Raw genomic sequence first — 26,830 nt, 5'->3', positions numbered from 1 at the left:
CTGCCGGCTTATTTCATATAGCTGACAGCCTTGAGGGGAGAGCTTGAAAAAGCAGAGAATGCTGTTGACAATCACTCTGGGACGTACTATAGTAGTTCTGTAAAGAACTACTAAAAGGAGGCGGCTTGATGGGACGGGCAGATTACACGGACAAGCTGATGGAATTCGGGCTGACCAGGCAGGAGGCGTCGCTCTATTATTGCCTTCTGGATGAGGGGAAGTGCAGCGGCTACGAGGCCGCCAAGTTCACCGGCATTTCCCGGTCCAACGCCTACAGCGCGCTGGCCAGCCTGGCGGACAAAGGGGGAGCCCGCGTTCTGGAGGAGGGCCATACGCGGAAGTATGTGGCTGTCAGTCCGGAGGAATTCTGCGGCAACCGGATCCGGAAGCTGGCGGAGACCCGGGACTGGCTTCAGCGAAATGCCCCCGAAAAGAAAGAGGCGGAAGAAGGGTATATTACCATCGAAGGACAGCAGAACATTGTGGACAAGGTGAAAAATCTTCTCGCTTCGGCCAGGGAGAGGGCCTATATGGTGTGTGCATGCGACAGGCTGCCGCTTTTTGAGAGGGAGCTTTCCCGACTGGCAGGAGAAGGAAAGAAGACAGTCCTTCTCACAGACGGTCCCTTCACCCTTGAGGGGGAACAGGTGAAAATTTATCCGGATATGCAGGAGGGGACTCAGATCGGCGTGATCGTGGATTCCAGGTCCGCGTTGACAGGAGAGATGGGCCCGGGAAGCCGGAATACATGCCTTTACTCCGGTCAGAAAAATTTCGTGGAACTTTATAAGCGTGCGCTTGCAAATGAGATCAGGCTTCTTGAATACAGGAAAGGAGAAAAAATGCTATGACGAAAAAGCCATTTGTGACAAAAGAACAGCTGGAGGAGATTGTGAAAGAGTACCCTACACCCTTCCATCTCTACGATGAAAAGGGGATCAGGCAGAATGCGGAGGCATTGAAGGAGGCTTTCTCCTGGAACAAGGGATACAAAGAGTATTTTGCGGTGAAGGCAACACCTAATCCGTTTCTTATAAAAATCCTGCAGGAGTACGGATGCGGATGCGACTGCTCGTCCTACACGGAACTGATGCTCTCAGAGGCCATCGGCGCAACAGGAGAAGATATCATGTTCTCCTCCAACGACACGCCGGCGGAGGACTTCAGACTGGCGGACAGACTGGGGGCCATCATTAACCTGGACGATATTACTCATATTGATTTCCTGGAGAAGGCCATCGGGCATATTCCGGAGACGATAAGCTGCCGTTATAATCCGGGCGGGATCTTTAAGATCAGCAACGATATCATGGACAACCCGGGGGATGCGAAATACGGGATGACCACAGACCAGATCTTTGACGCATTCAGGATCCTGAAGGAAAAAGGGGCTAAGGAATTCGGTATTCATGCGTTCCTTGCCAGCAATACCGTGACAAACGAGTACTATCCGATGCTGGCAAAAGTACTGTTCGAACTGGCAGTGCGTCTGCAGAAAGAAACCGGGGCGCATATTAAATTTATCAATCTGTCCGGAGGTATCGGTATTCCCTATAAACCGGACCAGGAGCCCAATGATATCCGGGTCATCGGTGAGGGCGTGAGAAAAGTGTATGAGGAAGTACTTGTCCCCGCCGGCATGGGAGACGTGGCCATCTACACGGAGCTGGGCCGGTTCATGCTGGGACCATACGGCTGCCTGGTGACAAAGGCTGTCCATGAGAAACACACCTACAAGGAGTACATCGGTGTAGATGCCTGCGCGGCCAACCTGATGAGACCTGCTATTTACGGGGCATACCACCATATCACCGTGATGGGCAAGGAGGATGAGCCCTGCGATCACGTCTACGATGTAACCGGGTCTCTCTGCGAGAACAATGACAAGTTTGCCGTAGACCGGAGGCTGCCGAAGATCGATATCGGAGACCTGCTTGTGATCCACGATGCAGGGGCCCACGGTTTTTCCATGGGCTACAACTATAATGGAAAGCTGCGTTCTGCGGAAGTTCTTTTGAAGGAAGATGGCAGTACACAGCTTATTAGAAGAGCAGAAACTCCGAAAGATTACTTTGCAACCTTTGATTGTTTTGAAATTGGTAAAAATATGGTAAAATAGATAGACAATTCAACCTCTTTGATGTAAACTATCCGTAAAGAGTCTACTTTATAAGAGGAGGAATTGAATATGAAGATGACAAGAAGAGTGTTTGGTGCTGTACTTGCGCTTATCATGATGCTGTCTCTGGCAGGCTGTGGAGGGATGACCACAGATGACGCCAAGGCCTATGTACAGTCAGTTCTGGACGCTAGCTACAAAGCGGATTTTTCAGAGTACACAGAGCAGACAGACTCCACGGAAGAAGAGGCACAGCAGCTGTTTGACGATAACCTGGATAATATCATGTCCATGGGAGGCTTTACAGACGCCGGGCTGTCGGATGAGCTGTCGGCTAACTACCGCCAGCTTTTCCAGGACATGCTGGCCCAGGCAAAATATGAACTGGGTGAGGCTACAGAGGGAGAAGACGGAGGATTTGTGGTAGAGGTGAGCGCGGAGCCGTTTACAGCTTTTGACGGACTTCAGGACGAAGTGCTCAGTGCTGTGCAGGCGGAGATGGCCAATATCACAGATATTTCCCGGATGCCCAGCGACGAGGAGATCAATGAGATGGTTTTCCAGAAAATGTATGACAGCCTTGTGCAGAGAGTAGCAGAGCCGTCCTACGGTGAAGCCCAGACAGTGGAGCTTCATGTGGAGTTGAATGATGACAATATGTACTATATCAACGAAGATGATCTGACATCTCTGGACAGTATTCTCTTCCCGGCAGACAATCTTTAGAAACAGATCAGAAAAAGACAGGTCTTTCATGTGGCCTGTCTTTTCTTTGTGAGAAAACAATCTCTTTAATCTGAAAAATGAATAAAATATATTATGAGAAAACAGATAAAATCTGTAAAATAACATGTATTTAGAAAGAAAACTTAAAATTCAGTTGACAAAAAAATGACAAAGTATTATAATAGTTTCATGCATTAAAACGCCATAGAGCGAAAAAGGTATTGGAGGGAAAATTATGAGTGCTGCAACGATATTACTTATTATCATGTGGATCTTTGCCGCTGTGTTCTTCGTGGTGCTGGTCAGAGACGTCCTTGCCCACAAAGACGAGCTGGATAAGACCAAGATGGGGTACAATTCATTGATCAGTCTGATAGCCAACTTTTTTGATACGCTGGGAATCGGAAGCTATGCCATCGCCACATCGGCATGGAAGTTCAATAAGTCCGTAAGGGACGACCTGATCCCCGGAACATTGAATGTAGCGTTTGGTATTCCTATCTGTGTTGAGGCGACCATCACTATGACCAGGATCGAGATGGACTCGCTGACTCTCGTTCTCATGATCGCCGCGGCCATCATCGGCTCCATTCTCGGCGCAAAGATTATTTCCAGGCTTGATGTTATGAAGATCCGTGTTGTAATGGGTGTTGCGCTGATCATTGTGGCAGCTATCACTCTGTGCAAGATCAATGCGGTGGGACCGTTCGGTATTCTCGGGACAGCAAGAGGACTGGAAGGTGGTATGCTTGTTGTAGGAGTGATCGCAAACTTCATTCTCGGTATCCTGATGACGGCCGGTATCGGACTTTACGCTCCCTGCATGGCTATCGTGCTTCTGCTTGGAATGAGCGCGGACGTGGCCTTCCCGGTTATGATGGGATCCTGTGCTTACCTGTGTCCTGCATGTGGCATTACCTTCATCAAGGAAGGAAAATACAACCGTGCATCCACGATCCCCATGATCTTTACCGGAGCTATCGGCGTGCTGATCGCCGGATTTATCGTGACATCACTGCCCCTTACAGTACTTACATACCTTGTCTGCGTTGTCATGGTGATCTGTGCCATCATGTTCTTCAATGACGCAAGGCGGCAGAAGAACTAGAACGTCTGTCAAAAAAGGAATGGTAAGAGAAAACTGAATAGAGAGAAATAAAAAGGTCTGCACCATGCTTCGGCATGAGTGCAGGCCTTTTTTAAATGCCGCTGATGGGACTCGAACCCATATGGTTTCCCGTACGATTTTGAGTCGTATGCGTCTGCCAATTCCGCCACAGCGGCGTGTGCGATGATCTTCAGAAGAGACTGAAATAAATTATAGCATACGGAAAAAGGGATTACAATCATTTTTTAAGTTATGCCTTTCAAAAAATGGCAGTTTGTTGTATGATAAAAAGCAGTAGTGTCGCAACAGACAGGAACTTACATGAAAATGGAGTGAAAAAATGGCTGAAAAAATAGTATTGATCGATGGACACAGTATATTGAACCGGGCGTTTTTCGGGATTCCGGATCTGACAAACTCAGAGGGACTCCACACAAATGCCATCTACGGTTTTCTGAATATCATGCTGAAGATACTGGACGAGGAGAAGCCGGAGTATCTGACCGTGGCATTTGACGTACACGCCCCCACATTCCGCCATGAAATGTACGCGGACTATAAAGGGACGAGAAAGCCCATGGTGGAGGAGCTTCGCCAGCAGGTGCCGGTGATGAAGGAAGTCCTTCAGGCTATGGGCATCCGGATCATTGAAAAAGCCGGGCTGGAGGCGGACGATCTCCTTGGCACCCTGTCCAGAAGGTGCGAGGAGGCGGGGATGGAAGTCTCTGTCATCAGCGGAGACAGGGATCTTCTGCAGCTTGCCACGGACCATGTAAAGATCCGCATTCCCAAGACAAAGAGGGGCGGAACAGAGATAGAGGACTACTATGCGGCGGATGTGCAGGAAAAGTACGGGGTGACGCCGTCGGAGTTTATTGATATGAAAGCCCTCATGGGGGACGCCTCCGACAATATACCCGGAGTTCCCAGTATCGGCGAGAAGACAGCGTCAAAGATCATAGCTGCGTATCATTCCATCGAAAACGCCTACGAGCACGCGGATGAGCTGAAGCCGCCCAGGGCTTCCAAAGCACTGAAAGAGCATTGGGACATGGCAGTCATGAGCAAGACGCTGGCAACCATCTGTGTGGATGCGGACATAGAGTATGACATCAGCCAGGCGAAGATAGAAAATATATTTACCCAGGAGGCCTACACACTGTTCCAGCGGCTTCAGTTTAAAAATCTGCTGGGAAAATTTGATGTGACAGGCCCTGCAAATGCAGTGGAGGATCACTTCCGGATCATACGGGGAAGAGAACCGGCGGAGGAGATCTTTGACCGGGCTTCCCGGGCCGGTGAGGTGGGCGCAGCCATCTTTAAAGATACGGAAAACGTACTGCCCCTTTTTGCCTCCCAGGCACAGGCCGGAGGCGTGGCTCTTTGCTTCGGGGAGGAGGAGATTTTCTGCATCTGTGCAGAAGAAGACCTGACGGCGGAGGAGATTCTGGAAAAGCTGGGAGAGACAGCCGCCCGGGCCGGCAGCTTTTCCATGTTCAGGCTGAAGGAGGCTATGTCCTTTTTTACTCCCGGCAACAGGGAGAACTGCTTTGACGGGATCATAGCAGCATACCTTCTGAACCCTCTGAAAAGTGACTATACATTTGAGGATGTGGCCAGGGAGCAGCTTTCCCTTCTGGTGGAGGATAAGGCGGAGGATCAGGTAAAAGCCTGCTACGAGGCCTACACAGCCTGGAAGGCAAGGCCTCTTTTGCTGGAGAAGCTGCAGGAGACAGGGATGCTACGCCTTTTTGAGGAGATAGAGATGCCCCTTGTCTTTGCCTTGTTTGACATGGAGCAGAACGGGGTGAAAGTGGAGGCGGCCGAGCTGAAAGAGTACGGCGACAGGCTGGCTGTCCAGATTGAAAAGCTGGAAAAAGAGATCTATGAAGAGTCGGGTGAGGTGTTCAATATCAACTCTCCGAAACAGCTTGGAGTGATCCTTTTTGAGAAAATGGGACTGAAGGGCGGAAAGAAGACAAAGACAGGCTACTCCACAGCGGCGGACGTGCTGGAGAAGCTGGCCCCGGAGCATCCCTTTGTGGCAAAGATCCTTGAGTACAGGCAGCTTGCAAAGCTGAAATCCACCTATGCGGACGGGCTTGCGGCCTTTATAGGGGAGGATGGCAGGATACACGGGAAGTTCAACCAGACCATTACAGCCACAGGGCGGATCAGCAGCACAGAGCCCAACCTGCAGAACATTCCGGTGCGTATGGAGCTTGGCAGGCTGATCCGGAAGGTGTTTGTGCCGGAGGATGGATATGTGTTCGTGGATGCGGACTACTCCCAGATCGAGCTGCGGGTGCTGGCCCACTGCTCCGGCGACCGGCAGCTGATCGAGGCCTATCAGGAGGAGAAGGATATCCACAGGATCACAGCGTCCCAAGTGTTTCACACGCCTTTTGACCAGGTGACAGACCTGCAGAGAAGGAACGCCAAGGCTGTGAATTTCGGTATCGTCTACGGGATCAGCTCTTTCGGGCTCAGCCAGGATTTGAGTATCACACGGAAAGAGGCGTCCCAGTATATAGAGCAGTATTTCAAAACCTATCCGGGCATCAAAGTCTTTCTGGATAACGCGGTGGCTCAGGCGAAAGAGATGGGGTATGTGACCACTCTTTTTGGAAGAAGACGCCCTGTGCCGGAACTTTCCTCCAGCAATTTCGCCCAGCGCTCCTTCGGGGAGAGGGTGGCCATGAATTCTCCTATACAGGGGACGGCGGCAGATATTATGAAGATTGCCATGATCGGCGTGGAGAGACGGCTGAAGGAAAACCATATGCGCTCACGCCTTGTCCTGCAGGTGCACGACGAACTTCTTGTGGAGGCCCATGAGACGGAGATAGAGGAAGTAAAGAAGATACTGAAAGATGAAATGGAGCATGCGGCGTCCCTGGAGGTGCCGCTGGAGGTAGATATGCACACCGGCATGAGCTGGTATGAAGCGAAATAGGAGTGACAAAAGATGAAGATCATAGGAATTACCGGGGGGATCGGATCAGGAAAAAGCCAGGTGCTTTCGTATCTGGAGGAGGCCTATGGCGCTGCCTGCTGTCAGGCAGACCAGGTGGCCAGGAGACTTCAGCAGAAGGGGACAAAGTGCCACAGAAGGATCGTGGAACATTTTGGCGAGGACATACTGGATGAGAACGGCAGGCTGGACCGGCCGAAGCTGGCAGGCATTGTCTTTTCCAATAAGGCTCAGCTCCGTATTCTGAATGAGATCGTGCACCCTGCGGTGAAGGAAAAGCTCAGGGAGATCATCCAGAAGGAAGAGAAGAAAGGAACCCATGTCTTTGTCCTGGAGGCGGCGCTTTTTATAGAAGAAAATTATGGTGCGCTGTGTGACGAAGTGTGGTATATTTATGCAGATGAGGAGACGAGGAAAAGACGACTGATGGCCTCAAGGGGCTACAGCGAGGAGAAGATCGAGGGGATTTTCGCCTCCCAGATGCCCTCCTCAGACTTCTTTACATACTGTGACAGGGCAATTGACAACTGCAATTCCTTCCAGGAGGCCTGCGGTGAGATTGACGATGTCATGGAACAGCTGGGAATAAAGAAGAGAGAAGAATAACAGGCAGGAGAGATGACAGACGATGAGACTTTGCAGCATAGCAAGCGGCAGCAGCGGCAACTGTATTTATGTGGGCAGCGATCACACCCACCTCTTGGTGGATACGGGGATCAGCAAAAAGCGGATCGATGAGGGGCTCCACACACTGGGAATTAAGGGGGAGGAACTGTCAGGCATTCTGATCACCCATGAACATTCAGACCATATCCAGGGGCTGGGAGTGTTCAGCAGAAAGTATGGCATTCCGGTGTACGCCACGAAAGGGACACTGAAAGGCATTATGGAGTACAGAAGTCTTGGAAAGATGCCGGAGGGTCTGCTCCACGAGATACAGACGGATACGGATTTCCTCCTGGGTGATCTGCGTGTCCATCCCTTTGCTATATCCCACGACGCCTACGAGCCTTCCGGATACCGGATCGCCTGCGGGGAAAAGACAGTGGCAGTGGCCACAGATTTGGGAATATATGATGCATATACAGTGGAGAATCTGAAAAATTTAGATGCGGTGCTTCTGGAGGCAAACCATGATATACATATGCTGGAGGTGGGGCCCTATCCCTATCCGCTGAAACGGCGGGTCATGGGGGATAAAGGGCACCTCTCAAATGAATTGTCAGGCCAGCTGCTCTGTGATATACTGCACGATAAGCTGCAGCATGTCATACTGGGGCATCTGAGCAAGGAGAACAATTATGCGGAGCTGGCTTACGAGACCGTAAAGCTGGAGGTGACTGTGGGGGATAACCCTTATAGGGGGGAGGACATTCCTATCATGGTTGCAGGGCGGGATGCTGTTTCAGAGGCAGTGACAGTGTAAGAGACAAAAGTATGGAGGACAGAAGAATGAGAAAATGTATTATCACAGTTGTGGGAAAAGACCAGGTCGGGATCATTGCCAAAGTGTGCAATTATCTTGCGGAGGCGAACATCAATGTTCTGGATATCTCCCAGACGATTGTGGACGGATACTTCAATATGATGACGGTAGTGGACGTCTCGGCGGCAGACAGGGATTTTTCTGTATATGCAGAGGATCTGGAGAAGCTGGGAGAGGGGATGGGACTTATCATCCGCTGCCAGAGATCGGAAATATTTGAAAAGATGCACAGACTGTAAGAAAGGACACCTGACTATGATCAACATATACGAAGTAAACGAGACAAATCAGATGATAGACGAGGAAAATCTGGATGTCCGCACCATTACACTGGGCATCAGCCTTCTGGACTGCGTGGACACAGATCTGGACAGACTGAACGAGAAGATCTACCGGAAGATCACCACCCTGGCAGAGAATCTTGTGTCGACGGGCGAGGAGATTGAGAAAGAGTTTGGCATTCCCATTGTCAATAAGAGAATCTCTGTGACTCCCATTGCCCTTGTGGGCGCGTCCGCCTGCAAAAGTCCGGAGGATTTTGTGAGTATAGCAAAGACTCTGGACAGAGCGGCCCTGAAGGTGGGTGTGAATTTTATCGGCGGCTACTCGGCCCTTGTGTCAAAAGCTATGACAAAGAGTGACGAGGACCTGATCCGTTCCATACCGGAAGCGCTGGCATGTACAGAGCGGATCTGCAGCTCCGTCAATGTGGGCTCTACGAGGACCGGCATCAACATGGATGCGGTGCGCCTCTGCGGCCAAATCGTGAAGGATACAGCTGAGGCTACCAAGGACAGGGATTCCCTGGGATGTGCCAAGCTGGTGGTGTTCTGCAATGCTCCTGACGATAATCCATTCATGGCGGGCGCCTTCCTGGGTGTGACAGAGGGGGATGCGGTTATCAACGTGGGCGTCAGCGGCCCCGGCGTTGTGAAGCATGCCATTGAGAAAGTGCGCGGGAAGGGATTTGAGGAGCTCTGCGAGACCATCAAGAAGACTGCCTTCAAGATCACCCGTGTGGGCCAGCTTGTGGCAGGCGAGGCCTCAAAGAGAATGGGTATCCCCTTTGGAATTATCGACCTTTCTCTGGCACCCACCCCGGCGGTGGGAGACAGTGTGGCAGAGATCCTGGAGGAGATCGGCCTGTCCCAGGTGGGGGCGCCGGGTACCACAGCGGCCCTTGCCATGCTCAACGACCAGGTGAAAAAAGGCGGCGTCATGGCTTCCTCCTATGTGGGAGGCTTAAGCGGCGCGTTTATTCCGGTCAGCGAGGACAAGGGCATGATCGACGCAGTGCAGGCGGGAACTTTGACCATGGAGAAGCTGGAGGCCATGACCTGTGTCTGCTCCGTGGGACTGGATATGATCGCCATACCAGGAAAGACCAGCGCAGCTACCATCTCCGGTATCATAGCGGACGAGATGGCGATCGGTATGGTAAATCAGAAGACAACAGCCGTGCGTCTGATCCCGGTGATCGGAAAAGATGTGGGGGAGACAGCGCAGTTTGGAGGACTTCTTGGTTACGCACCCATTATCCCTGTGAACGAGGCGGACTGCAGCGCGTTTATAAACAGGCAGGGAAGGATTCCCGCGCCTATACACAGCTTTAAAAATTAGAAAAGGAAGAATTCAGTATGAAAAAAGTAGCGGTCGTGACGGACAGCAACAGTGGTATTACTCAGAAAGAAGCAAAGGAACTGGGGATCCGGGTGGTTCCTATGCCATTCTATATTGATGGCGAACTGTATTACGAAGATATCACGCTATCCCAGAAAGAATTCTATGAGAAGCTTTCCGGAAATGCGGACATTTCCACCTCTCAGCCGTCCCCTGCGGATGTAATGGAGATCTGGGAAGAACTTCTGGAAGAGTATGACGAGGTGGTGCATATCCCCATGTCCAGCGGCCTGTCCACTTCCTGTGAGACAGCCATGATGCTGGCGAAAGATTTTGACGGAAAAGTTTTTGTGGTAAATAACCAGCGTATTTCTGTCACACAGCGCCAGGCTGTGCTGGATGCCCTTGAGCTGGCAGAAGCCGGCAAATCCGGACAGGAGATCCACGACATTCTGATGAAGGAAAAGCTGGAGGCCAGCATCTATATCACTGTGGATACGCTGAAGTATCTGAAAAAAGGCGGGCGCGTGACACCTGCGGGCGCAGCTCTTGGAACAGTGCTGAACCTGAAGCCGGTACTGACGATACAAGGTGAGAAGCTGGATGCCTTCGCAAAAGTGCGGGGGCTGAAATCCGCAAAAAAAGTGATGAAGGAAGCTATGAAGAAAGATCTGGAAGAGCGCTTCGGGGGAAAGAAGGTTCATCTGGAGGCGGCCTATACCTGTACCCACGAAGAGGCGCAGGAGTGGAAAAAGGAACTGGAAGAATATTTCCCGGGCTATGAGATCCACATGGATGCCCTTTCTCTCAGCGTTGCCTGCCACATCGGACCGGGGGCCATGGCAGTGGCGTGCAGCAGGTATATCGAGTATTAGTTTCATAACAGAAAAATTTTGAAAAAACATGGCAGCAGGCGTCAGATGATGACGACCTGCTGTCTGTATTCAGGGATAAAATCCCGGCGGTATTTTTCTGTGATCACTGACTCGTACAGATCAGCGGAAAGGATATCACAGTCAAGCATCTTCCTGGCGGTACCTTCTTTGGTTCCGGTGCGGGGCAGCTTTGTGATGAGGGGAATGGAGCTGCTTTTTTTTGCAAGGCCAAGAAGGGGAGAAGCATCCTTCCTGAAACCCAGCAGGCGCGCATATCCGCAGCCTCCCTCCTTTTTGAAGCTTGTCATGTCCTCCTCTGTGATGTTAAGGAGAATGTGAAGCAGCGCCCGGCTGATCCGGGAGTGGGTCAGCTCCTTTGTCTTCAATAGTCCGCAGAATTGCTCAAAAGAGAAAAACTCGTTTCTGTGTCTTATGATCCGATTGGCCAGGTCCTGGGTGACATCTGCATACCGGGGCAGGGTCTCCTTTGTCTCTCCCAGAAGGTGGTATTTCAGAAGAAGAGAAAAGTCGTTGGCGTACACGGGGTATCTTGCGTGATATGCCTCCTTCATCGTGCAGATGGCGGGAGAGGGCATCTGCCCCTCCAGCTGCGCGGGGATGCCGGACTGGTCCGCCTGCCTGAGGTGATGTCGGATGGCGGAGGCAGAGCTGTATGTGTCGGACAGCTCCATGTCGTGGTAGCCGGACTCCCGGCGCTGGATCGTGCAGAAGCCCAGGGAGCTTTTCTGCTGCAGGATGGCCTTGATATATTCCACTCCCAGGATGTTGTTAGGCTCTGCGAGGACCTCGCCGGCCCTATCGTCTCCCAGAAACAGGGACAGGGCTTTCTGCCTGGCTCTGGGGAAAGAGAGGCCATCTCTCAGACCTTCTTTCAGCAGGCCTCTGTAGGCCTCCGGCTCCTGTGCGGTGATCCGGGCTGCTTTTTCCAGCAGGGAGACATCGCCGCACTCGCTGCCAAAACAGATCACATCCACACAGCCCAGCCGGTCCAGGATGGAGACGGCCCCTGCGGCGAAGTACTCGGCGCTGCCGCAGGCGCACCAGACAGGCAGCTCGATGACGGCAGCCACCCCTGCCTCCAGAGCCATGCGGGCGCGCAGATGTTTAGGCATGAGGGCGGGGGCTCCCCGCTGCACATAATTGCCGCTCATAATGGCGACTGCGGCATCCGCTCCGGTGGCCCTGAGCGCTTCCTGGATGTGGTATAAATGGCCGTTGTGAAACGGATTATATTCAGTGATCAGTCCGACAATTTTCATGGAAATCTCCTTGTATATCTTTTTGAAATTGATTATACTATATGAAGATGTTTGCGGCAACAGCCGGAAATGTGCGTCTTTTTGCGGCCGCAATACTGAAGATGTGTCGCGGGATGGCAGCAGAAGGAAAGGAGGATGCGTATGGAAAAAAACGATGAGAGAGAAGAGTATACGTATGACAATGAAGAGCGGGAAGAACTGACAGAAGAACGTATCCTCCAGATGCTGGATGAGAGGAAGTTCAAAGAGCTCAAAGAGGAGCTGGAGAACAATATGTACCCGGTGGATCTGGCTGAGCTGATGAAAGACTTCACCCAGAAGCAGCTGGTCATGGTGTTCCGCCTCCTGGCAAAGGAGGAGGCTGCCGAGACCTTCGCTGAGATGGACAGCGACATGCGCGAGATGCTGATCGGCGGATTGACGGACTCGGAGCTGGAGGAAGTCATGGAGGAGATGTATCTGGATGATACGGTGGATGTGCTGGAAGAGATGCCTGCCAATGTGGTAGACCGTCTTCTCATGGCGACAGACGAGGAGACCCGCCAGCAGATCAATCAGCTTCTCCAGTACCCGGAAGACAGTGCCGGAAGTGTGATGAACGTGGATTACATCGCCCTGCGCAAGGAGATGACAGTGGCGGATTCCATCCTCAAGATCCGGCAGGTAGGTCTCAACAAAGAGACGATCTACACCTGTTATGTGACGGAGAAGAGAAAGCTCATCGGTATGGTGGATGTCAAGGAGCTTCTGACAACCAGCGAGTCCAAGACCATTGAAGAGATTATGGACACGAACCTGCTCTACGCCCACACGACGGACGACCAGGAGGAAGTGGCCCAGATCATCAGCAAGTACGACCTTATTGCCCTCCCCATTGTGGACCATGAGATGTGTATGGTGGGTATTGTTACAGTAGACGACGCTATGGAGGTCCTGGAGGAGGAGACGACGGAAGATATCAGCATCATGGCCGGTGTCAATCCAAGCGACGACTCCTACTTTGAGACTTCGGTGCTGGAGCATGTGAAAAGCCGTCTTCCCTGGCTTCTGTTTCTGATGCTGTCCGCCACGGTGACCCAGATGATCATGAACCACTATGAGAGCGCCCTGGCAGTCATGCCTCAGCTGGCAGGATTTATCCCCATGCTGACCGGTACAGGCGGAAACTGCGGCTCCCAGAGTTCCACCCTTGTGATCCGGGGGATCTCTGTGGGAGAAATCGAGTTTGGCGATCTCTTCAAGGTAATCTTCAAGGAAGTGAGAGTGGCGGTGCTGATCAGTCTGATCCTGTCTGTGGTGAATGGGATCCGCATTATCATCATGGGACAGGGAGATGTGATGATCGCTGTGACCATCGGCCTGACGATGGCCTGCACTATCGTGATCGCAAAAGTAGTGGGCTGTACCCTGCCTCTTCTGGCCGAGAAAGTGGGGCTGGACCCGGCTATCATGGCCACGCCTCTGATCTCCACACTGGTGGATATCAGCACGATCAGCGTGTATTTCGCTATCGTGAGCGCTGTGTTTTCCCTGTAAAACAAAGAGGAACATCTGATAGAAAATTAACATGGATTGTACTCCAAAAGAGACATCTGATTGCCAAAAGAGCCCTTGTTTGCAAGGGTTCTTTGTATTATAATGAAAGCAGTGAGAAAAAATGGAAAGGAGTCTTTCAGTCATGGGATTTATAGATGAGATGAAAGCAAAAGCAAGAGCAAACAAAAAGACGATCGTTCTGCCTGAGTCAGAGGACGAGCGCACCTACAAAGCCGCTGAGGCTGTCCTGAAAGAGGAGATTGCCAACGTAGTCATCGTCGGAAGCGAGGAAGAAGTGGCAAAGAATAAAGGAAGCTACGACATCAGCGGCGCGCAGATCGTAGACCCGGCCACAAGCGACAAGACCGAAGCCTACATCGCAAAACTTGTGGAACTTCGCCAGAAGAAAGGTATGACAGAGGAGCAGGCAAGAGAGATCCTGCTGACAAACTACCTGTACTATGGCGTTATGATGGTGAAGATGAAAGATGCAGACGGAATGGTTTCCGGAGCATGTCACTCCACGGCAGACACACTTCGTCCCTGCCTGCAGATCCTGAAGACAAAGCCCGGCACAAAGCTGGTATCTGCCTTCTTCGTAATGTGTGTTCCGGACTGCGAGTACGGCGAGAACGGTGTGTTCGTATTTGCGGACTGCGGACTGAACCAGAATCCGGCTCCGGAAGAGCTGGCAGCTATCGCAGAGTCATCTGCAGAGTCCTTCCGCATGCTGGTGGGAGCAGAGCCGAAGGTTGCTTTCCTGAGCCACTCCTCCAAGGGAAGCGCAAAGCATGCTGACGTAGACAAAGTGACAGAGGCAGTGAAGATCGCAAAAGAGGCCAATCCGGACCTCATGCTGGACGGAGAGCTCCAGCTTGACGCTGCCATCGTTCCGAGCGTGGGAGAGTCCAAGGCTCCCGGAAGCCCGGTTGCAGGACATGCCAACGTGCTCGTCTTCCCGGATCTGGATGCGGGAAATATCGGATACAAACTGGTGCAGAGACTGGCAAAAGCTGAGGCTTACGGACCGATGACACAGGGCATCGCAGCTCCGGTCAACGATCTGTCCCGCGGATGCTCCGCAGAGGACATCGTGGGCGTGGTAGCCATCACAGCAGTGCAGGCCCAGAATCAGTAGATCCTGATAGATAAAAAAGTATACGAAAATTCCGGAGGAGAAAAGAAGATGAATGTATTAGTAGTAAACTGCGGAAGTTCTTCACTGAAATTCCAGCTGATCAATTACGATAACAGAGATGTCATGGCAAAAGGTATCTGCGAGCGTATCGGCATCGACGGCCGTCTCGTGTATGAGCCAAAGGGTGGGGAGAAGGAAGTGACAGAGGCTGCTATGCCGGATCACACAACCGCTATCCAGATGGTCCTGGACGCTCTTGTGAATGAGAAGACAGGAGTTGTGAAATCCCTGGAGGAGATCGATGCTATCGGACACCGTGTACTCCACGGCGGCATGAAGATCACCAACTCCGTTATCATCGACGAGGAGGTCATCAAAGTGATCGAGGAGTGCGCGGACTTAGGACCGCTTCACAATCCGGCCAACCTGATGGGTATCAACGCCTGCATGAAGCTGATGCCGGGCGTTCCCAATGTAGCTGTCTTTGACACTGCTTTCCATCAGACAATGCCTCCGAAGGCTTACATGTACGGGATCCCGAAAGAATATTACGAGAAATACGCCATCCGTAAGTACGGCTTCCACGGCACATCACACAAATATGTATCTGCCCGTACAGCAGCGTTCCTCGGAAAAGATATCAAGGATCTGAAGATCATCGTGTGCCATATGGGCAACGGTGCTTCCCTGTCCGCAGTAAAGGACGGAAAATGTGTGGACACATCCATGGGACTTACACCTCTTGAGGGTGTGATCATGGGCACAAGATCCGGCGATATTGATCCGGCCTTTGTGGAGTATCTCTGCAACAAAGAGAACCTGTCTGTGTCTGAGGTGCTGAACATCCTCAACAAGAAGTCCGGTATGCTGGGTATGACAGGCATCTCCAGCGACTACCGTGATGTATCTGCCGCAGCAGAGGCGGGCAACCAGGATGCCATTAACTGCCTGGAGGCCTACGCGTACCGCATCATCAAGTACATCGGCTCCTACATCGCAGCCATGGGCGGCGTGGACGTGATCACCTTCACAGCAGGTCTCGGCGAGAACGCCATCCCGCTGAGAAAGACAATCTGCGAGGCGTTTGGATACATGGGTCTTGTATTCGATGATGAGGCAAACAACAGCCGTGGCAAAGAGGTCATCATCACAAAGCCTGAGTCCAAGATCACAGCCTGCGTGATCCCGACAAACGAGGAGATCGCTATCTGTGAAGAAACAGTGGAACTGGTAAAGAAAAACCTTGACAAATAGTGACTGAAAAGATATACTTTAAAAAGTGTGGTTAGGAGAGCGTTATGCTGATTGAACTGACAAAGGTTTTAGAGCAGGATGACAAGGTCATCCGGCAGGAAGCACATCTTGAGCTGGAGGATATGGAAGTATCCGGCAAAAAGTACCGGCTTGAGGAACTGGAACCGGCCCTGTTCGAGATCACCAATCTCGGGAAAAAGCAGGTGCAGGTGAAGGGATGTGCTAAGATAAAGACCGTCATTCCGTGCGACAGATGCCTGGAGGACGTGGAGCAGATCTTTGATCTCGACTTTGAGCGGGAAGTGGATTTAAAGCTCGACGAGGAAGGGCGCAGACAGTCCGATGATGAGTACAACTTCATGGAAGGAAACTGTCTTGACACGGATGTGCTGATATGCAACGAGCTCCTGGTCAACTGGCCAATTCGGGTGCTGTGCAAAGAGGACTGCAAAGGTCTGTGCAGCATTTGTGGTGCTAATCTCAATCATGGTGAATGTGGCTGTGACAGAGAGGTATTAGACCCGAGGATGGCAGCCTTTCAAGATATATTCAGCAAGTTTAAGGAGGTGTAAAGTATGTCCATCTGTCCAAAGAATAAAACATCAAAAGCCAGAAGAGATAAAAGAAGAGCTAACTGGAAAATGAGCGCACCGAACCTGGTAAGATGCAGCAAGTGCGGCGAGCTGATGATGCCCCACAGAGTATGCAAGGCATGCGGTTCTTACAACAAGAGGGAGATCATCGCTCAGGACTAATCAAAAGCTTAGGCAAATGAAGGAGATCAGAGATGGTCTCCTTTATTTTTTGACATTTGCGGAGGTGGAATAGAAAATGATCTACACAGTGACATTTAACCCGTCCCTGGACTATGTGATCGCTCTGGACGCACTGGAAACGGGGCGGATCAACCGGACAAAGAAAGAACATGTCTATCCGGGAGGAAAAGGCATCAATGTGTCTGTTGTCCTGGCTAACCTGGGATACGACAGCATTGCCCTTGGATTTGAAGCGGGATTTACCGGGAAGATGCTAAGAGAGATGCTGGACCAGTCCGGGTGCCGGACAGATTTTATCCATCTCAATGAGGGAATGACAAGGATCAATGTGAAGATCAATGCGGGGAAGGAGACAGAGATCAACGGGCAGGGACCTGAGATCCCTGAGGAAGCAGTGGAAGAACTCTACAGGAAGCTGGACAGGCTGCAAAAGGGAGATTACCTTGTGCTGGCAGGCAGCATTCCCCGCTCTCTCCCTTCAGACATGTACGAGAGGATACTGGGTCGGCTGGAGGGAAGAGGCGTGCACTGTATAGTGGATGCGACCAAAGAACTCCTCTTCAATGTGCTGAGGTACCACCCCTTCCTGATCAAACCCAACCAGTACGAGCTGGGGGATATGTTTGGAAAGACTCTGGAAACCAGGGAGGAGATCATTGCCCACGCAAAACTCCTCCAGGATATGGGGGCACGCCATGTGCTTGTGTCCATGGCCGGGGACGGCGCCATCCTGGTGGCAGAGGATGGCACCGTGATCCAGGAGAAGGCTAGTGAAGGAGACGTGAAAAACTCCGTGGGAGCCGGTGACTCTATGGTGGCCGGATTTCTGGCCGGCTACCTGGGCACAGGCAGCCTTGAGAAGGCTTTCCGACTGGGGCAGGCGGCGGGAAGCGCCACAGCTTTCGCCTACTGGCTGGCGGAAAGAGAGAGCATTAAGGCCCTGCTGGATGGACCGGCAGACAGCTATGGCCTGTAGAGAGGTTGGGAGAACAAGAATGAATAATACAGAGACGCTGAGAGAATATGGTTTGATCACAGCCGGATCGGTGCTTATAGCGGCGGCTGTGGGATTTTTTATGGTGCCGGGAGACCTGGTGCTTGGAAGCGTGGCCGGACTGGCCATGGTGCTTTCGCAGGTGCTTCCTCTGCGGGTGGCGACCCTGAACATGATACTGAATATTCTCTTCCTGTTGCTGGGATTTATCTTTATGGGGCGAAGCTTCGGGGCAAAGACTGTGTATGCCTCTGTCTTGTATCCGGCGCTTGTCTGGGGCATAGATATGGTCTTACCGGATTTGACCTCTATGACCGGTGATACATGGCTTGACCTTCTGTGCTTTATTTTCCTGGTGAGCGCAGGACAGGCCATTCTCTTTCACGTCAATGCCTCCTCCGGAGGACTGGATGTGCCTGCCAAAATCCTGAATAAATATTTTCACATTGACATCGGCAAAGCGGTCACAGTCTGCGGGCTGGTCACAGTGGTCAGCTCTGTTCTTGTCTATGATCTGCGCACTATGATCGTGGGAATACTGGGGACTTATCTGAATGGCGTGGTGGTAGATGAGTTTGTCAGTGGGTTTTCAAGGAAAAAGAGAGTCTGCATCCTGTCGGACCGGCATGAGGAGATCAAGGAGTATATTCTCCACAAGCTCAGCCGCGGGGTGACTGTCTACCAGGCTGTGGGCGGATTTGAGGGGAAGGAGCGTCCGGAGCTGGTGACGATCTTGACGAAAACCGAGTACGCGCAGCTGATGGCATACGTCCGAAGGACGGATCCGGACGCCTTTTTAACGGTGACCGCTGTCAGTGAGGTGGCGGGCACATGGAACACAAGAGGGCATGCCCGGCGCATATAGGAAAAATTGAGGCGCTAAATTGTTTGAAATTCCATGAAAATAGTGTATAATAAAATCAGAATATGTGAAAATTCTAACCTACGGCAAAAGCAAGAAAGAAAGAGGGTTCCATCATGGGAAGATATTATCGATTAACTAAAAAGATCTCAGATGAGATGGCGCAGGAAATCCTGAGAGAGCTGCAGGAGCTCGAAAATGTAAAAAGTGTAAGTTTTTCAGAGGACCTTTCATTGCTGAAGGTTGAGACAAAGAACGGACTGTTCCCTGAAGTTATGAACCGGGCAGTAAATATCTGCCGGCGCATAGGCGGGGGATGTGATCTGAGTTTTGCCGGATTTGCCTACGCAGGGGCATAGAGGATCACGCGCCAGAAACAGATGAAACCGAAATAAGATTGCGCCTGGTGCGCAATCTGTTTTATAACCAAAATGTTATAGTATGAAGTATACTTATAACATATAGGTGGGTTCCGCTTCGCGGAAAATGCAGACAAGGCGGGAGGACAGGACATGGACAGTGTTTACTTATCTGAAAAGACAAAATCCATTCTGTGGCCCGATTTTGCGGCTCACTTTAAGAGCAGCACAAGCTGGGCTTCCTACTGGAGCGACCTGTGTGAATTTGCTCAGATTGTAGAGAAAGATATCACCCGGGCCGGTGCGGAGGATGTGCGCAGATATTATCAGATCATGACGGAGAAGGTGAAACGGGGAGAACTGCAGCCGGGAACCCCGGCAAAGAAGTTCCGGGAGCTCCACTCTTTTTCGGACTTTATCTGCAGAGAGAGGGAGAGATACGGGCTGCCGGATTCTTTTGCGGATCATTTCTACGGTTATCTGCCGTTTCTTTCTAAGCAGGAAAAGTATGCCCGGGTCATGCCTGTGGAGGATGTGGACCGCCTGCTGAAGGCAGCGGAGAAAGACCGGATGGCTTACACTATCTTTGTGCTCATGTACAGGGTGGGACTTTCCTCCACGGAGATCTGTGATCTGGAGACAGAGGATATAGGAATCTATGAAAACGGCGCCTATGTCACGCCCCGGGAGCGGCAGAGCGGTGTGTTTATTCCTGAGGACGCGATGGCTGTACTGGAGAGCTATATGGGGCAGAGGGAGGAGAGGCCTACACTCTTTTATAACAGAAGGGGAAATCCTCTGAACACGATGTATATTTCCAGGATGATGAAAAAGTATACGGCTCTTGCCTGCATACCGGCTTACAGCAGCCAGATGCTGCGAAATACATGCGCCTACAATCTTTTTTCCTACAAGGCCAGCCCGGGACAGGTGGCGGCCCAGATGGGGGTCACAGACACCCATGTGAAGAGGTACAGGAAACTGGCGTATAAGGAGGAGCTTTCCCGGGCTGCCGGAAATCTTGTGAAAATCCATGTGGAGAGACCGCTCTAGCTCTTTTGCTGTTCCCGCAAACAAAATATTGATTTTTGGGATAATGTCTAGTAGAATATTTCTAGTAGTTATGGAGGAAAGAAAAATGGCAGAACTTACAAAAATTGCCCTTGACGCCATGGGCGGCGACAACGCCCCGGTGGAGATGGTCAAAGGCGCGGTTGATGCGGTTTCCAGAGAGAAGAGCATCAAGGTTTATGTCGTAGGACAGGAAGAAGTTGTCAGGAAAGAGCTGGAAAAATATACGTATGATAAGGACAGGATAGAGATCGTGGGCGCCACAGAGGTCATTGAGACAGCGGAGCCTCCGGTCAACGCCATCCGGAAAAAGAAAGACTCATCTATCGTGGTGGGTATGAAGATGGTCAGATCCGGGGAGGCCGATGCCTTTGTGTCTGCCGGAAGTTCAGGAGCCATCCTTGTAGGGGGCCAGACCATTGTGGGCAGGATCAAGGGCGTGGAGAGACCGCCTCTTGCACCGCTCATTCCCACAGAGAAGGGTGTCTCTCTTTTGATCGACTGCGGGGCAAACGTGGACGCACGTCCCTCCCATCTGGTCCAGTTCGCCAAGATGGGTTCCATTTATATGGAACATGTGATGGGCGTGAAGAACCCCAAAGTGGCGATCGTCAATATAGGAGCCGAGGAGGAGAAGGGCAATGCCCTTGTGAAAGAGACATTTCCTCTCCTGAAAGAGGCGAAGGGCATCAACTTTACCGGAAGCATTGAGGCAAGGGAGATCCCCCACGGCCAGGCGGACGTCATTGTCTGCGAGGCCTTTGCCGGGAATATCATCCTGAAACTGTTCGAGGGTGTGGGAGCGGTGCTGATCAGCAAGGTCAAGGAAGGCATGATGAGCAGCCTTCGCAGCAAGATCGGAGCCCTGCTCGTGAAGCCGGCCCTCAAGGAGACATTGAAAGGTTTTGACACAAGCGAGTACGGCGGCGCTCCGCTGCTGGGACTGAAAGGTCTTGTGGTGAAGACCCACGGAAGCTCCAAGGCCAGGGAGGTATCCAATTCCATCCTTCAGTGCCTGACTTTCCGGGAACAGAGGATCAACGAGAAGATCCAGGAGTGTATTCAGGCGGATGACTCGTCCGATGAATAGATATAAAGCAATATAAAAGGAGATGAAAAAAATGGAATTTGAGAAATTACAGGAAATTATAGCTGACGTACTTAATGTGAACGCAGATGAGATCACAATGGAGACAAAGTTTGTAGATGACCTGGGAGCGGACTCTCTGGATATCTTCCAGATTATCATGGGGATTGAGGAAGCATTCGATATCGAGATCGACAATGATGACGCAGAGAAGATCGTGACAGTAGGAGATGCTGTAGAGCAGATCAAAAATGCAACAAACTAGCAGAAAGGAGAAAAAGCCCGGATGCGGGCTTTTTCTTTTATGAGGGTTTATATGAGTCGAAAACTAAAAGAACTGGAAGAGCAGATCGGCTATACATTTCAGGATCCCAGGCTGCTCCGCCGGGCTATGATGCACAGCTCCTATGTGAATGAGAAGCATCTGCCCAAGTACGAGTGCAACGAGCGGCTGGAATTCCTGGGAGACGCTGTGCTGGAGCTGGTGTCCAGTGAATTTTTATTCCATGAAAATGAGAAAATGCCGGAGGGAGAGCTGACCAAGACAAGGGCGGCCATGGTCTGTGAGCAGGCGCTGGCTTTCTGTGCCCGCCAGATCCGTCTCGGAGAGTATCTTCTGCTGGGAAAAGGCGAGGATATGACAGGAGGCAGAAAGAGGGATTCCGTCACATCGGACGCCATGGAAGCACTGATCGGGGCCATCTACTCAGACGGTGGTTTTGCTAGTGCAAAAGAGTTTATACACAGGTTTGTGCTGAATGACCTGGAGAACAAGAAACTCTTTTACGATAGCAAGACTATCCTTCAGGAGCTGGTACAGGCTGCGTTTGACCAGCCTGTGGCCTATGAGCTCACCGGCGAAGAGGGGCCGGACCACGACAAGACCTTCCACGTGGAGGTGCACATCGGCGCGGATGTCTACGGCGCCGGGAGCGGAAGGACCAAGAAGGCAGCCGAGCAGGAGGCGGCTTACAGGACGATCCTGATCCTGCACAAAAGGAATATAAAGTAGGTGTTACATGTATTTAAAAAGTATAGAGATACAGGGCTTTAAATCTTTTGCAAACAAGATCGTATTTGATTTTCATAACGGGATCACCGGGATCGTGGGCCCAAACGGCAGCGGCAAGAGCAATGTGGCAGACGCTGTGCGCTGGGTCTTAGGAGAGCAGCGCGTCAAGCAGCTGCGGGGCGGCAGCATGCAGGATGTCATCTTCTCTGGCACAGAGAACAGAAGGCCTCTGAGCTACGCCTCTGTGGCCATCACGCTTGACAACTCTGACCATCAGCTTTCTGTGGATTACGAGGAGGTCACTGTCACGAGAAAGCTGTACCGTTCCGGCGAGAGTGAGTATCTGCTCAACGGCAGTCCCTGCCGCCTGAAGGATATCAATGAGCTGTTCTACGACACTGGTATTGGCAAGGAGGGCTACTCCATCATCGGACAGGGACAGATCGACAAGATCCTGAGCGGCAAGCCGGAGGACAGAAGGGAGCTCTTCGACGAGGCGGCGGGCATCGTGAAATTTAAGCGGAGAAAAAACATGTCTGTCAAAAAGCTGGAGGATGAGAGGCAGAATCTTCTCCGTGTCAATGATATCCTCTCCGAGCTGGAGAGACAGATCGGGCCTTTGAAGAAGCAGGCCGAGGTGGCAAGAGAGTACCTGCAGAAGAAGGAACAGCTGAAGACCTTTGACATCAACATGTTCCTTCTGGAGACCGAGCGGTTAAAAGAGCAGATCGCAGAGACAGAGGACAAGCTGTCCGTCTCCCGTGAGGAGCTCCAGGAAGCGGACGCTTCATATGGAGCCATGAAGGAGGAGTACGAGGCCATCGAGGCGCAGGTAGACGAGATCGACGACTCGATTGAGAAGGCTAAAAGCCAGCGGGCGGAGACCAACCTCCTGAAACAGCAGCTGGAGAACCAGATCGAGCTTCTGAAGGAGCAGATCAACAGTGCCCGCATGACGGACGAACATTTTGGACAGCGCTATCAGACGATCCAGAATGAGATCCGTGAGAGAAAGGATCAGCTTCTCCTGTTCCAGAAGGAGAAGGAAGAAATCGCAGGAGAACTGCGGGAGAAATCCGCTGCCAGGGAACAGGCAAGAGACCTGCTCATCGAGGTGCAGAGCCGCATTGCGGGACTGACGGACCAGGTGGAGAAAAACAAGAATGATATAATTGAAATTCTCAACAACAGAGCTTCCACCCAGGCTAAGATCCAGCGCTACGACACCATGATGGAGCAGATCCAGGTGCGCAGGTCCCAGATGAACCAGCGGCTCATCAAGGCCCGCAGTGAGGCGGAAGAAGAGCAGAAGAACGCTAGGGAGCACAGTGCCCGCCTGGAGGAGATCTCTGACACGATCCGCAGCCTGACCGAGAAAAATAAAGAGTACGAGCAGAAGATAGAGAGACTGCAAAAAGAGCTGTCCAGCCAGACAGAGAAGCTGCGGGTGGGCCAGACAGCCTACCACAGGGAGGAGTCCCGGCTGGAGTCACTGAAAAATATCACAGAGCGGTATGACGGATACGGCGGCAGTATCCGAAGAGTCATGGAGCAGAGGGAAAAGGAGAAGGGCATCCTGGGCGTGGTGGCGGATATCATCAAGGTGGACAAAGAGTATGAGATAGCCATTGAGACCGCGCTTGGAGGCAGCATCCAGAACATCGTCACCGACACGGAGGAGACGGCGAAAAGGATGATCGATTTCCTCAAGAGAAACCGGTACGGCAGAGCCACCTTCCTTCCCCTGACCGGCATTGGCGGAGGCCGCGGGATGTCCAGGCCGGAGGCGCTGCAGGAGAAGGGCGTTGTGGGTCTTGCCAACACCCTGGTCAAGGTGGAAGAACAGTACCGGGGCCTGGCAGAGAATCTGCTTGGCCGGACCATTGTTGTGGACAATATCGACCACGGCATTGCCATTGCACGGAAATACAGGCAGACGCTGCGACTGGTTACCCTGGAAGGCGAACTGCTGAACCCCGGAGGCTCCATGACAGGAGGCGCTTTTAAAAACTCCAGCAACCTGTTAAGCCGGAGGCGGGAGATCGAGGAATTTGAGAAGACGGTCCGCCATCTGAAAAAGGAGATGGAGGAGATGGAGGCATCGGCAGCCAGTCTCCGCCGGGAGCGAGCTGCCTGCTATGAGGCTATAGATGAGATCCAGCAGAAGCTGCAGAAGGCCTATGTCATCCAGAACACGGCGAAGATCAATCTGGATCAGTGCCAGGAGCGGATACAGGTTTCCATGGAGACATCCCAGGCTATCCAGCGGGAGAACCAGGAGCTGGATCAGCAGATCACGGACATCAGCAATAACCAGGAGTCCATCACTGTGGAGCTGGATACTTCCACTGCCCTGGAGCAGGAGATCACCCGTAAGACCGAGGAAGACCAGAAACTTCTGGAGCAGGAAAAGGAAGAGGAACTTCGCTGCCAGAAGGCTTCCGAGGAGGTACAGCTGGCTTTTGCGGGTCTGGAACAGAAGCACACCTTTATCCTGGAAAATGAAGAACGTATCCAGGAGGAGATCGCCAAGTTCGAGGAAGAACAGCAGGAGCTGGGTGAGAACAAAGAGGATGCTTCCCGGGAGATCCAGGAGAAAGAGGAGCAGATCCAGAAAATTCGCCAGACGATAGAGGAATCCAAAGAGCTCTTCCAGGAGATCGAGGAGCAGATCCAGGAAAATGTGAAGCAGAGGGAAGAGCTGAGCCAGAGGCATAAGTCCTTCCTTGGAAAGCGGGAGGAACTCTCCAGGCATATGGCAGATCTGGATAAGGAGATCTTCCGTCTGGAGAGCAGAAAAGAAGGCTACGAGGAGGCCTCGGAGAAGCAGATCAACTATATGTGGGAAGAGTATGAAATCACATACAGTCACGCTCTGGAGCTGCGGGACAAAAATCTCACAGACCTGGCCTACATGCGCCGGCAGATCCAGACACTCAAGAGCGATATCAAGGGGCTTGGCTCCGTCAATGTAAATGCTATTGAGGACTACAAAGACGTGTCCGAGAGGTATGAGTTCCTGAAGGGACAGCATGAAGATCTGGTGGAGGCGGAAGCCACCCTGGAGAAGATCATCGCGGAGCTGGACGAGGCCATGCGCAGGCAGTTCACCGAGCAGTTCGCAAGGATTGCCGGGGAGTTTGATAAAGTGTTCAAGGAGCTCTTCGGAGGCGGAAAGGGAACGCTGGAGCTGATGGAGGACGAGGATATCCTGGAGGCAGGCATCCGTATCATCGCCCAGCCGCCGGGAAAGAAGCTGCAGAATATGATGCAGCTCTCCGGTGGAGAGAAGGCGCTGACCGCTATTTCCCTCCTGTTTGCCATCCAGAATCTGAAGCCATCCCCCTTCTGTCTGCTGGATGAGATCGAGGCGGCGTTGGATGACTCCAATGTAACCCGTTTTGCCCAGTACCTCCACAAGCTGACGAAAAACACGCAGTTTATCGTCATCACCCACAGAAGAGGGACTATGACAGCGGCGGACAGGCTGTATGGTATCACCATGCAGGAGAAGGGTGTCTCCACCATGGTTTCTGTCAGTCTTCTGGAAAATGAGTTGAACGAGATGGAGAAGCAGCACCAAGAATAAAAAAGGAGCAGGATTATGGCAGAAGAGAAGGGATTTTTCAAAAGGCTCGTCTCGGGCCTTACAAAGACAAGAGATAATATTGTGTCCGGCATGGACAGCATTTTTCATGGATTTTCACACATTGATGAAGATTTCTATGAGGAGCTTGAGGAAGTCCTGATCATGGGAGATCTGGGAGTTCAGGCCACAGAAGATATACTGGACGATCTGCGGGAAAAGGTGAAGGAGCGACATATCAAGGAGCCCTCCGACTGCCGGCAGATCCTCATCGACAGCATCAAGGAGCAGATGGATGTGGGAGAGACGGCCTACGAGTTCGAGGGCCGGACCTCCGTGGTTATGGTGGTAGGCGTCAACGGCGTGGGAAAGACAACCACCATAGGCAAGCTGGCAGGCAAGCTGCGGGCTCAGAACAAAAAAGTAATTCTGGCTGCGGCAGATACCTTCCGGGCTGCGGCGGGAGAGCAGCTGAAGGAGTGGGCAAACAGGGCTCAGGCAGAGCTCATCGGCGGGCAGGAAGGGTCCGACCCGGCTGCCGTGGTGTACGATGCAGTGCAGGCTGCGAAGGCCCGCCATGCAGATGTGCTGCTGTGTGACACAGCCGGCAGACTTCACAATAAAAAGAACCTGATGGAGGAGCTGCGGAAGATGAACCGGATCATTGACCGGGAGTACCCGGAGGCTTTCCGGGAGACTCTGGTGGTCCTTGATGCCACCACCGGCCAGAATGCGCTCCAGCAGGCCAAGGATTTCAAAGATGTGGCTGATATTACGGGCATTATCCTGACGAAGATGGACGGGACGGCCAAGGGCGGCATTGCCGTAGCCATCCAGGCGGAGCTTGGTATTCCGGTGAAGTACATTGGCGTCGGAGAGACCATAGAGGATCTGCAAAAATTTGATGCGGACACATTTGTAGATGCACTTTTTGCAGTTCCGGAGGAAAAAGAAGAATAAAATGAAG

General features: G+C 52.0%; 25 protein-coding genes and 1 tRNA gene. 24 read left to right on the top strand and 2 right to left on the bottom strand.

Going from position 1 to position 26,830, the window contains the following annotated elements:
* Window positions 1-128 precede the first annotated feature (128 nt).
* From INF30_RS02650 to INF30_RS02635, 4 genes are all read left to right on the top strand, one after another.
* Window positions 129-851: a TrmB family transcriptional regulator gene (locus INF30_RS02650; protein ID WP_076777283.1), complete on the top strand. Its 723-nt coding sequence runs from the start codon at window positions 129-131 to the stop codon at window positions 849-851.
* Window positions 848-2,119, top strand: a complete 1,272-nt coding sequence (locus tag INF30_RS02645; RefSeq protein ID WP_226394139.1) for a diaminopimelate decarboxylase — start codon at window positions 848-850, stop codon at window positions 2,117-2,119. The genes INF30_RS02650 and INF30_RS02645 overlap by 4 nt, the downstream gene beginning before the upstream one ends.
* Before the next feature lie 69 nt (window positions 2,120-2,188).
* Window positions 2,189-2,845, top strand: coding sequence for a hypothetical protein (locus INF30_RS02640; protein WP_083582494.1), 657 nt, complete (start codon window positions 2,189-2,191; stop codon window positions 2,843-2,845).
* Between the two features lie 235 nt (window positions 2,846-3,080).
* Window positions 3,081-3,953, top strand: coding sequence for a sulfite exporter TauE/SafE family protein (locus INF30_RS02635; RefSeq protein ID WP_226394138.1), 873 nt, complete (start codon window positions 3,081-3,083; stop codon window positions 3,951-3,953).
* A 96-nt stretch (window positions 3,954-4,049) separates the two neighbouring features.
* Here the strand turns inward: INF30_RS02635 and INF30_RS02630 are convergent.
* Window positions 4,050-4,129, bottom strand: a tRNA-Leu gene (locus INF30_RS02630).
* A gap of 164 nt (window positions 4,130-4,293) precedes the next feature.
* Here INF30_RS02630 and polA point away from each other — a divergent pair.
* Genes polA through INF30_RS02600 form a run of 6 tightly spaced genes read left to right on the top strand, consistent with a single transcriptional unit; the run spans window position 4,294 to window position 10,908 of the window.
* Entirely contained in the window at window positions 4,294-6,909 is a 2,616-nt protein-coding gene (polA, locus tag INF30_RS02625) for a DNA polymerase I (protein ID WP_226394137.1), read from the top strand.
* A gap of 12 nt (window positions 6,910-6,921) precedes the next feature.
* The gene (gene coaE / locus INF30_RS02620) at window positions 6,922-7,533 is read left to right on the top strand and encodes a dephospho-CoA kinase (RefSeq protein WP_076777287.1); all 612 of its coding nucleotides are present in this window, start codon (window positions 6,922-6,924) and stop codon (window positions 7,531-7,533) included.
* Between the two features lie 22 nt (window positions 7,534-7,555).
* Window positions 7,556-8,353, top strand: coding sequence for an MBL fold metallo-hydrolase (locus tag INF30_RS02615; protein WP_076777288.1), 798 nt, complete (start codon window positions 7,556-7,558; stop codon window positions 8,351-8,353).
* A 26-nt stretch (window positions 8,354-8,379) separates the two neighbouring features.
* Complete coding sequence (locus INF30_RS02610) at window positions 8,380-8,652, top strand: ACT domain-containing protein (protein WP_076780813.1); 273 nt, start codon at window positions 8,380-8,382, stop codon at window positions 8,650-8,652.
* Window positions 8,653-8,668: 16 nt separating this feature from the next.
* Window positions 8,669-10,033: a PFL family protein gene (locus tag INF30_RS02605; RefSeq protein WP_076777289.1), complete on the top strand. Its 1,365-nt coding sequence runs from the start codon at window positions 8,669-8,671 to the stop codon at window positions 10,031-10,033.
* A 17-nt stretch (window positions 10,034-10,050) separates the two neighbouring features.
* Window positions 10,051-10,908 (top strand): DegV family protein, encoded by an 858-nt coding sequence (locus tag INF30_RS02600; protein ID WP_226394136.1) that lies wholly within the window; start codon window positions 10,051-10,053, stop codon window positions 10,906-10,908.
* A 41-nt stretch (window positions 10,909-10,949) separates the two neighbouring features.
* Here the strand turns inward: INF30_RS02600 and INF30_RS02595 are convergent, their stop codons facing one another.
* On the bottom strand, window positions 10,950-12,188 hold the full coding sequence (locus tag INF30_RS02595) for a nucleotidyltransferase (protein ID WP_226394135.1): 1,239 nt from the start codon (window positions 12,186-12,188) through the stop codon (window positions 10,950-10,952).
* Window positions 12,189-12,386: 198 nt separating this feature from the next.
* On the opposite strand from INF30_RS02595, the gene mgtE reads away from it, so the two are divergent.
* The 14 genes from mgtE (at window position 12,387) to ftsY (ending at window position 26,823) form a co-directional block, all read left to right on the top strand.
* Complete coding sequence (gene mgtE / locus INF30_RS02590; RefSeq protein ID WP_242943726.1) at window positions 12,387-13,724, top strand: magnesium transporter; 1,338 nt, start codon at window positions 12,387-12,389, stop codon at window positions 13,722-13,724.
* A 121-nt stretch (window positions 13,725-13,845) separates the two neighbouring features.
* Window positions 13,846-14,862, top strand: a complete 1,017-nt coding sequence (gene pta / locus INF30_RS02585) for a phosphate acetyltransferase (RefSeq protein WP_264176827.1) — start codon at window positions 13,846-13,848, stop codon at window positions 14,860-14,862.
* Window positions 14,863-14,910: 48 nt separating this feature from the next.
* A complete protein-coding gene (locus INF30_RS02580) occupies window positions 14,911-16,116 on the top strand; it encodes an acetate kinase (RefSeq protein ID WP_076777294.1) in 1,206 nt (401 codons plus the stop codon).
* Between the two features lie 44 nt (window positions 16,117-16,160).
* Entirely contained in the window at window positions 16,161-16,688 is a 528-nt protein-coding gene (locus INF30_RS02575) for a YceD family protein (RefSeq protein ID WP_076777295.1), read from the top strand.
* Window positions 16,689-16,691: 3 nt separating this feature from the next.
* A complete protein-coding gene (rpmF, locus tag INF30_RS02570; protein WP_033124613.1) occupies window positions 16,692-16,871 on the top strand; it encodes a 50S ribosomal protein L32 in 180 nt (59 codons plus the stop codon).
* 76 nt (window positions 16,872-16,947) lie between these two features.
* A complete protein-coding gene (pfkB, locus tag INF30_RS02565) occupies window positions 16,948-17,868 on the top strand; it encodes a 1-phosphofructokinase (protein WP_076777296.1) in 921 nt (306 codons plus the stop codon).
* 19 nt (window positions 17,869-17,887) lie between these two features.
* Entirely contained in the window at window positions 17,888-18,751 is an 864-nt protein-coding gene (locus tag INF30_RS02560; RefSeq protein ID WP_226394133.1) for a YitT family protein, read from the top strand.
* A 113-nt stretch (window positions 18,752-18,864) separates the two neighbouring features.
* Window positions 18,865-19,107, top strand: coding sequence for a hypothetical protein (locus INF30_RS02555; RefSeq protein WP_076777298.1), 243 nt, complete (start codon window positions 18,865-18,867; stop codon window positions 19,105-19,107).
* 153 nt (window positions 19,108-19,260) lie between these two features.
* On the top strand, window positions 19,261-20,160 hold the full coding sequence (locus INF30_RS02550; RefSeq protein WP_226394132.1) for a tyrosine-type recombinase/integrase: 900 nt from the start codon (window positions 19,261-19,263) through the stop codon (window positions 20,158-20,160).
* Window positions 20,161-20,245: 85 nt separating this feature from the next.
* Window positions 20,246-21,268 (top strand): phosphate acyltransferase PlsX, encoded by a 1,023-nt coding sequence (gene plsX / locus INF30_RS02545; RefSeq protein WP_076777300.1) that lies wholly within the window; start codon window positions 20,246-20,248, stop codon window positions 21,266-21,268.
* 31 nt (window positions 21,269-21,299) lie between these two features.
* Complete coding sequence (gene acpP / locus INF30_RS02540) at window positions 21,300-21,530, top strand: acyl carrier protein (protein ID WP_033124620.1); 231 nt, start codon at window positions 21,300-21,302, stop codon at window positions 21,528-21,530.
* A 51-nt stretch (window positions 21,531-21,581) separates the two neighbouring features.
* Complete coding sequence (rnc, locus tag INF30_RS02535; RefSeq protein ID WP_076780815.1) at window positions 21,582-22,277, top strand: ribonuclease III; 696 nt, start codon at window positions 21,582-21,584, stop codon at window positions 22,275-22,277.
* Window positions 22,278-22,284: 7 nt separating this feature from the next.
* Complete coding sequence (gene smc / locus INF30_RS02530) at window positions 22,285-25,866, top strand: chromosome segregation protein SMC (RefSeq protein WP_226394131.1); 3,582 nt, start codon at window positions 22,285-22,287, stop codon at window positions 25,864-25,866.
* Window positions 25,867-25,881: 15 nt separating this feature from the next.
* A complete protein-coding gene (gene ftsY / locus INF30_RS02525) occupies window positions 25,882-26,823 on the top strand; it encodes a signal recognition particle-docking protein FtsY (RefSeq protein ID WP_076777302.1) in 942 nt (313 codons plus the stop codon).
* Window positions 26,824-26,830: the final 7 nt, after the last annotated feature.

This window comes from Claveliimonas monacensis (genome assembly GCF_014982975.1).
Lineage (GTDB): Bacteria > Bacillota > Clostridia > Lachnospirales > Lachnospiraceae > Claveliimonas > Claveliimonas monacensis.
Note: the sequence above shows the minus strand (reverse complement) of the source record. Positions and strands in the feature narration are given on the sequence as shown.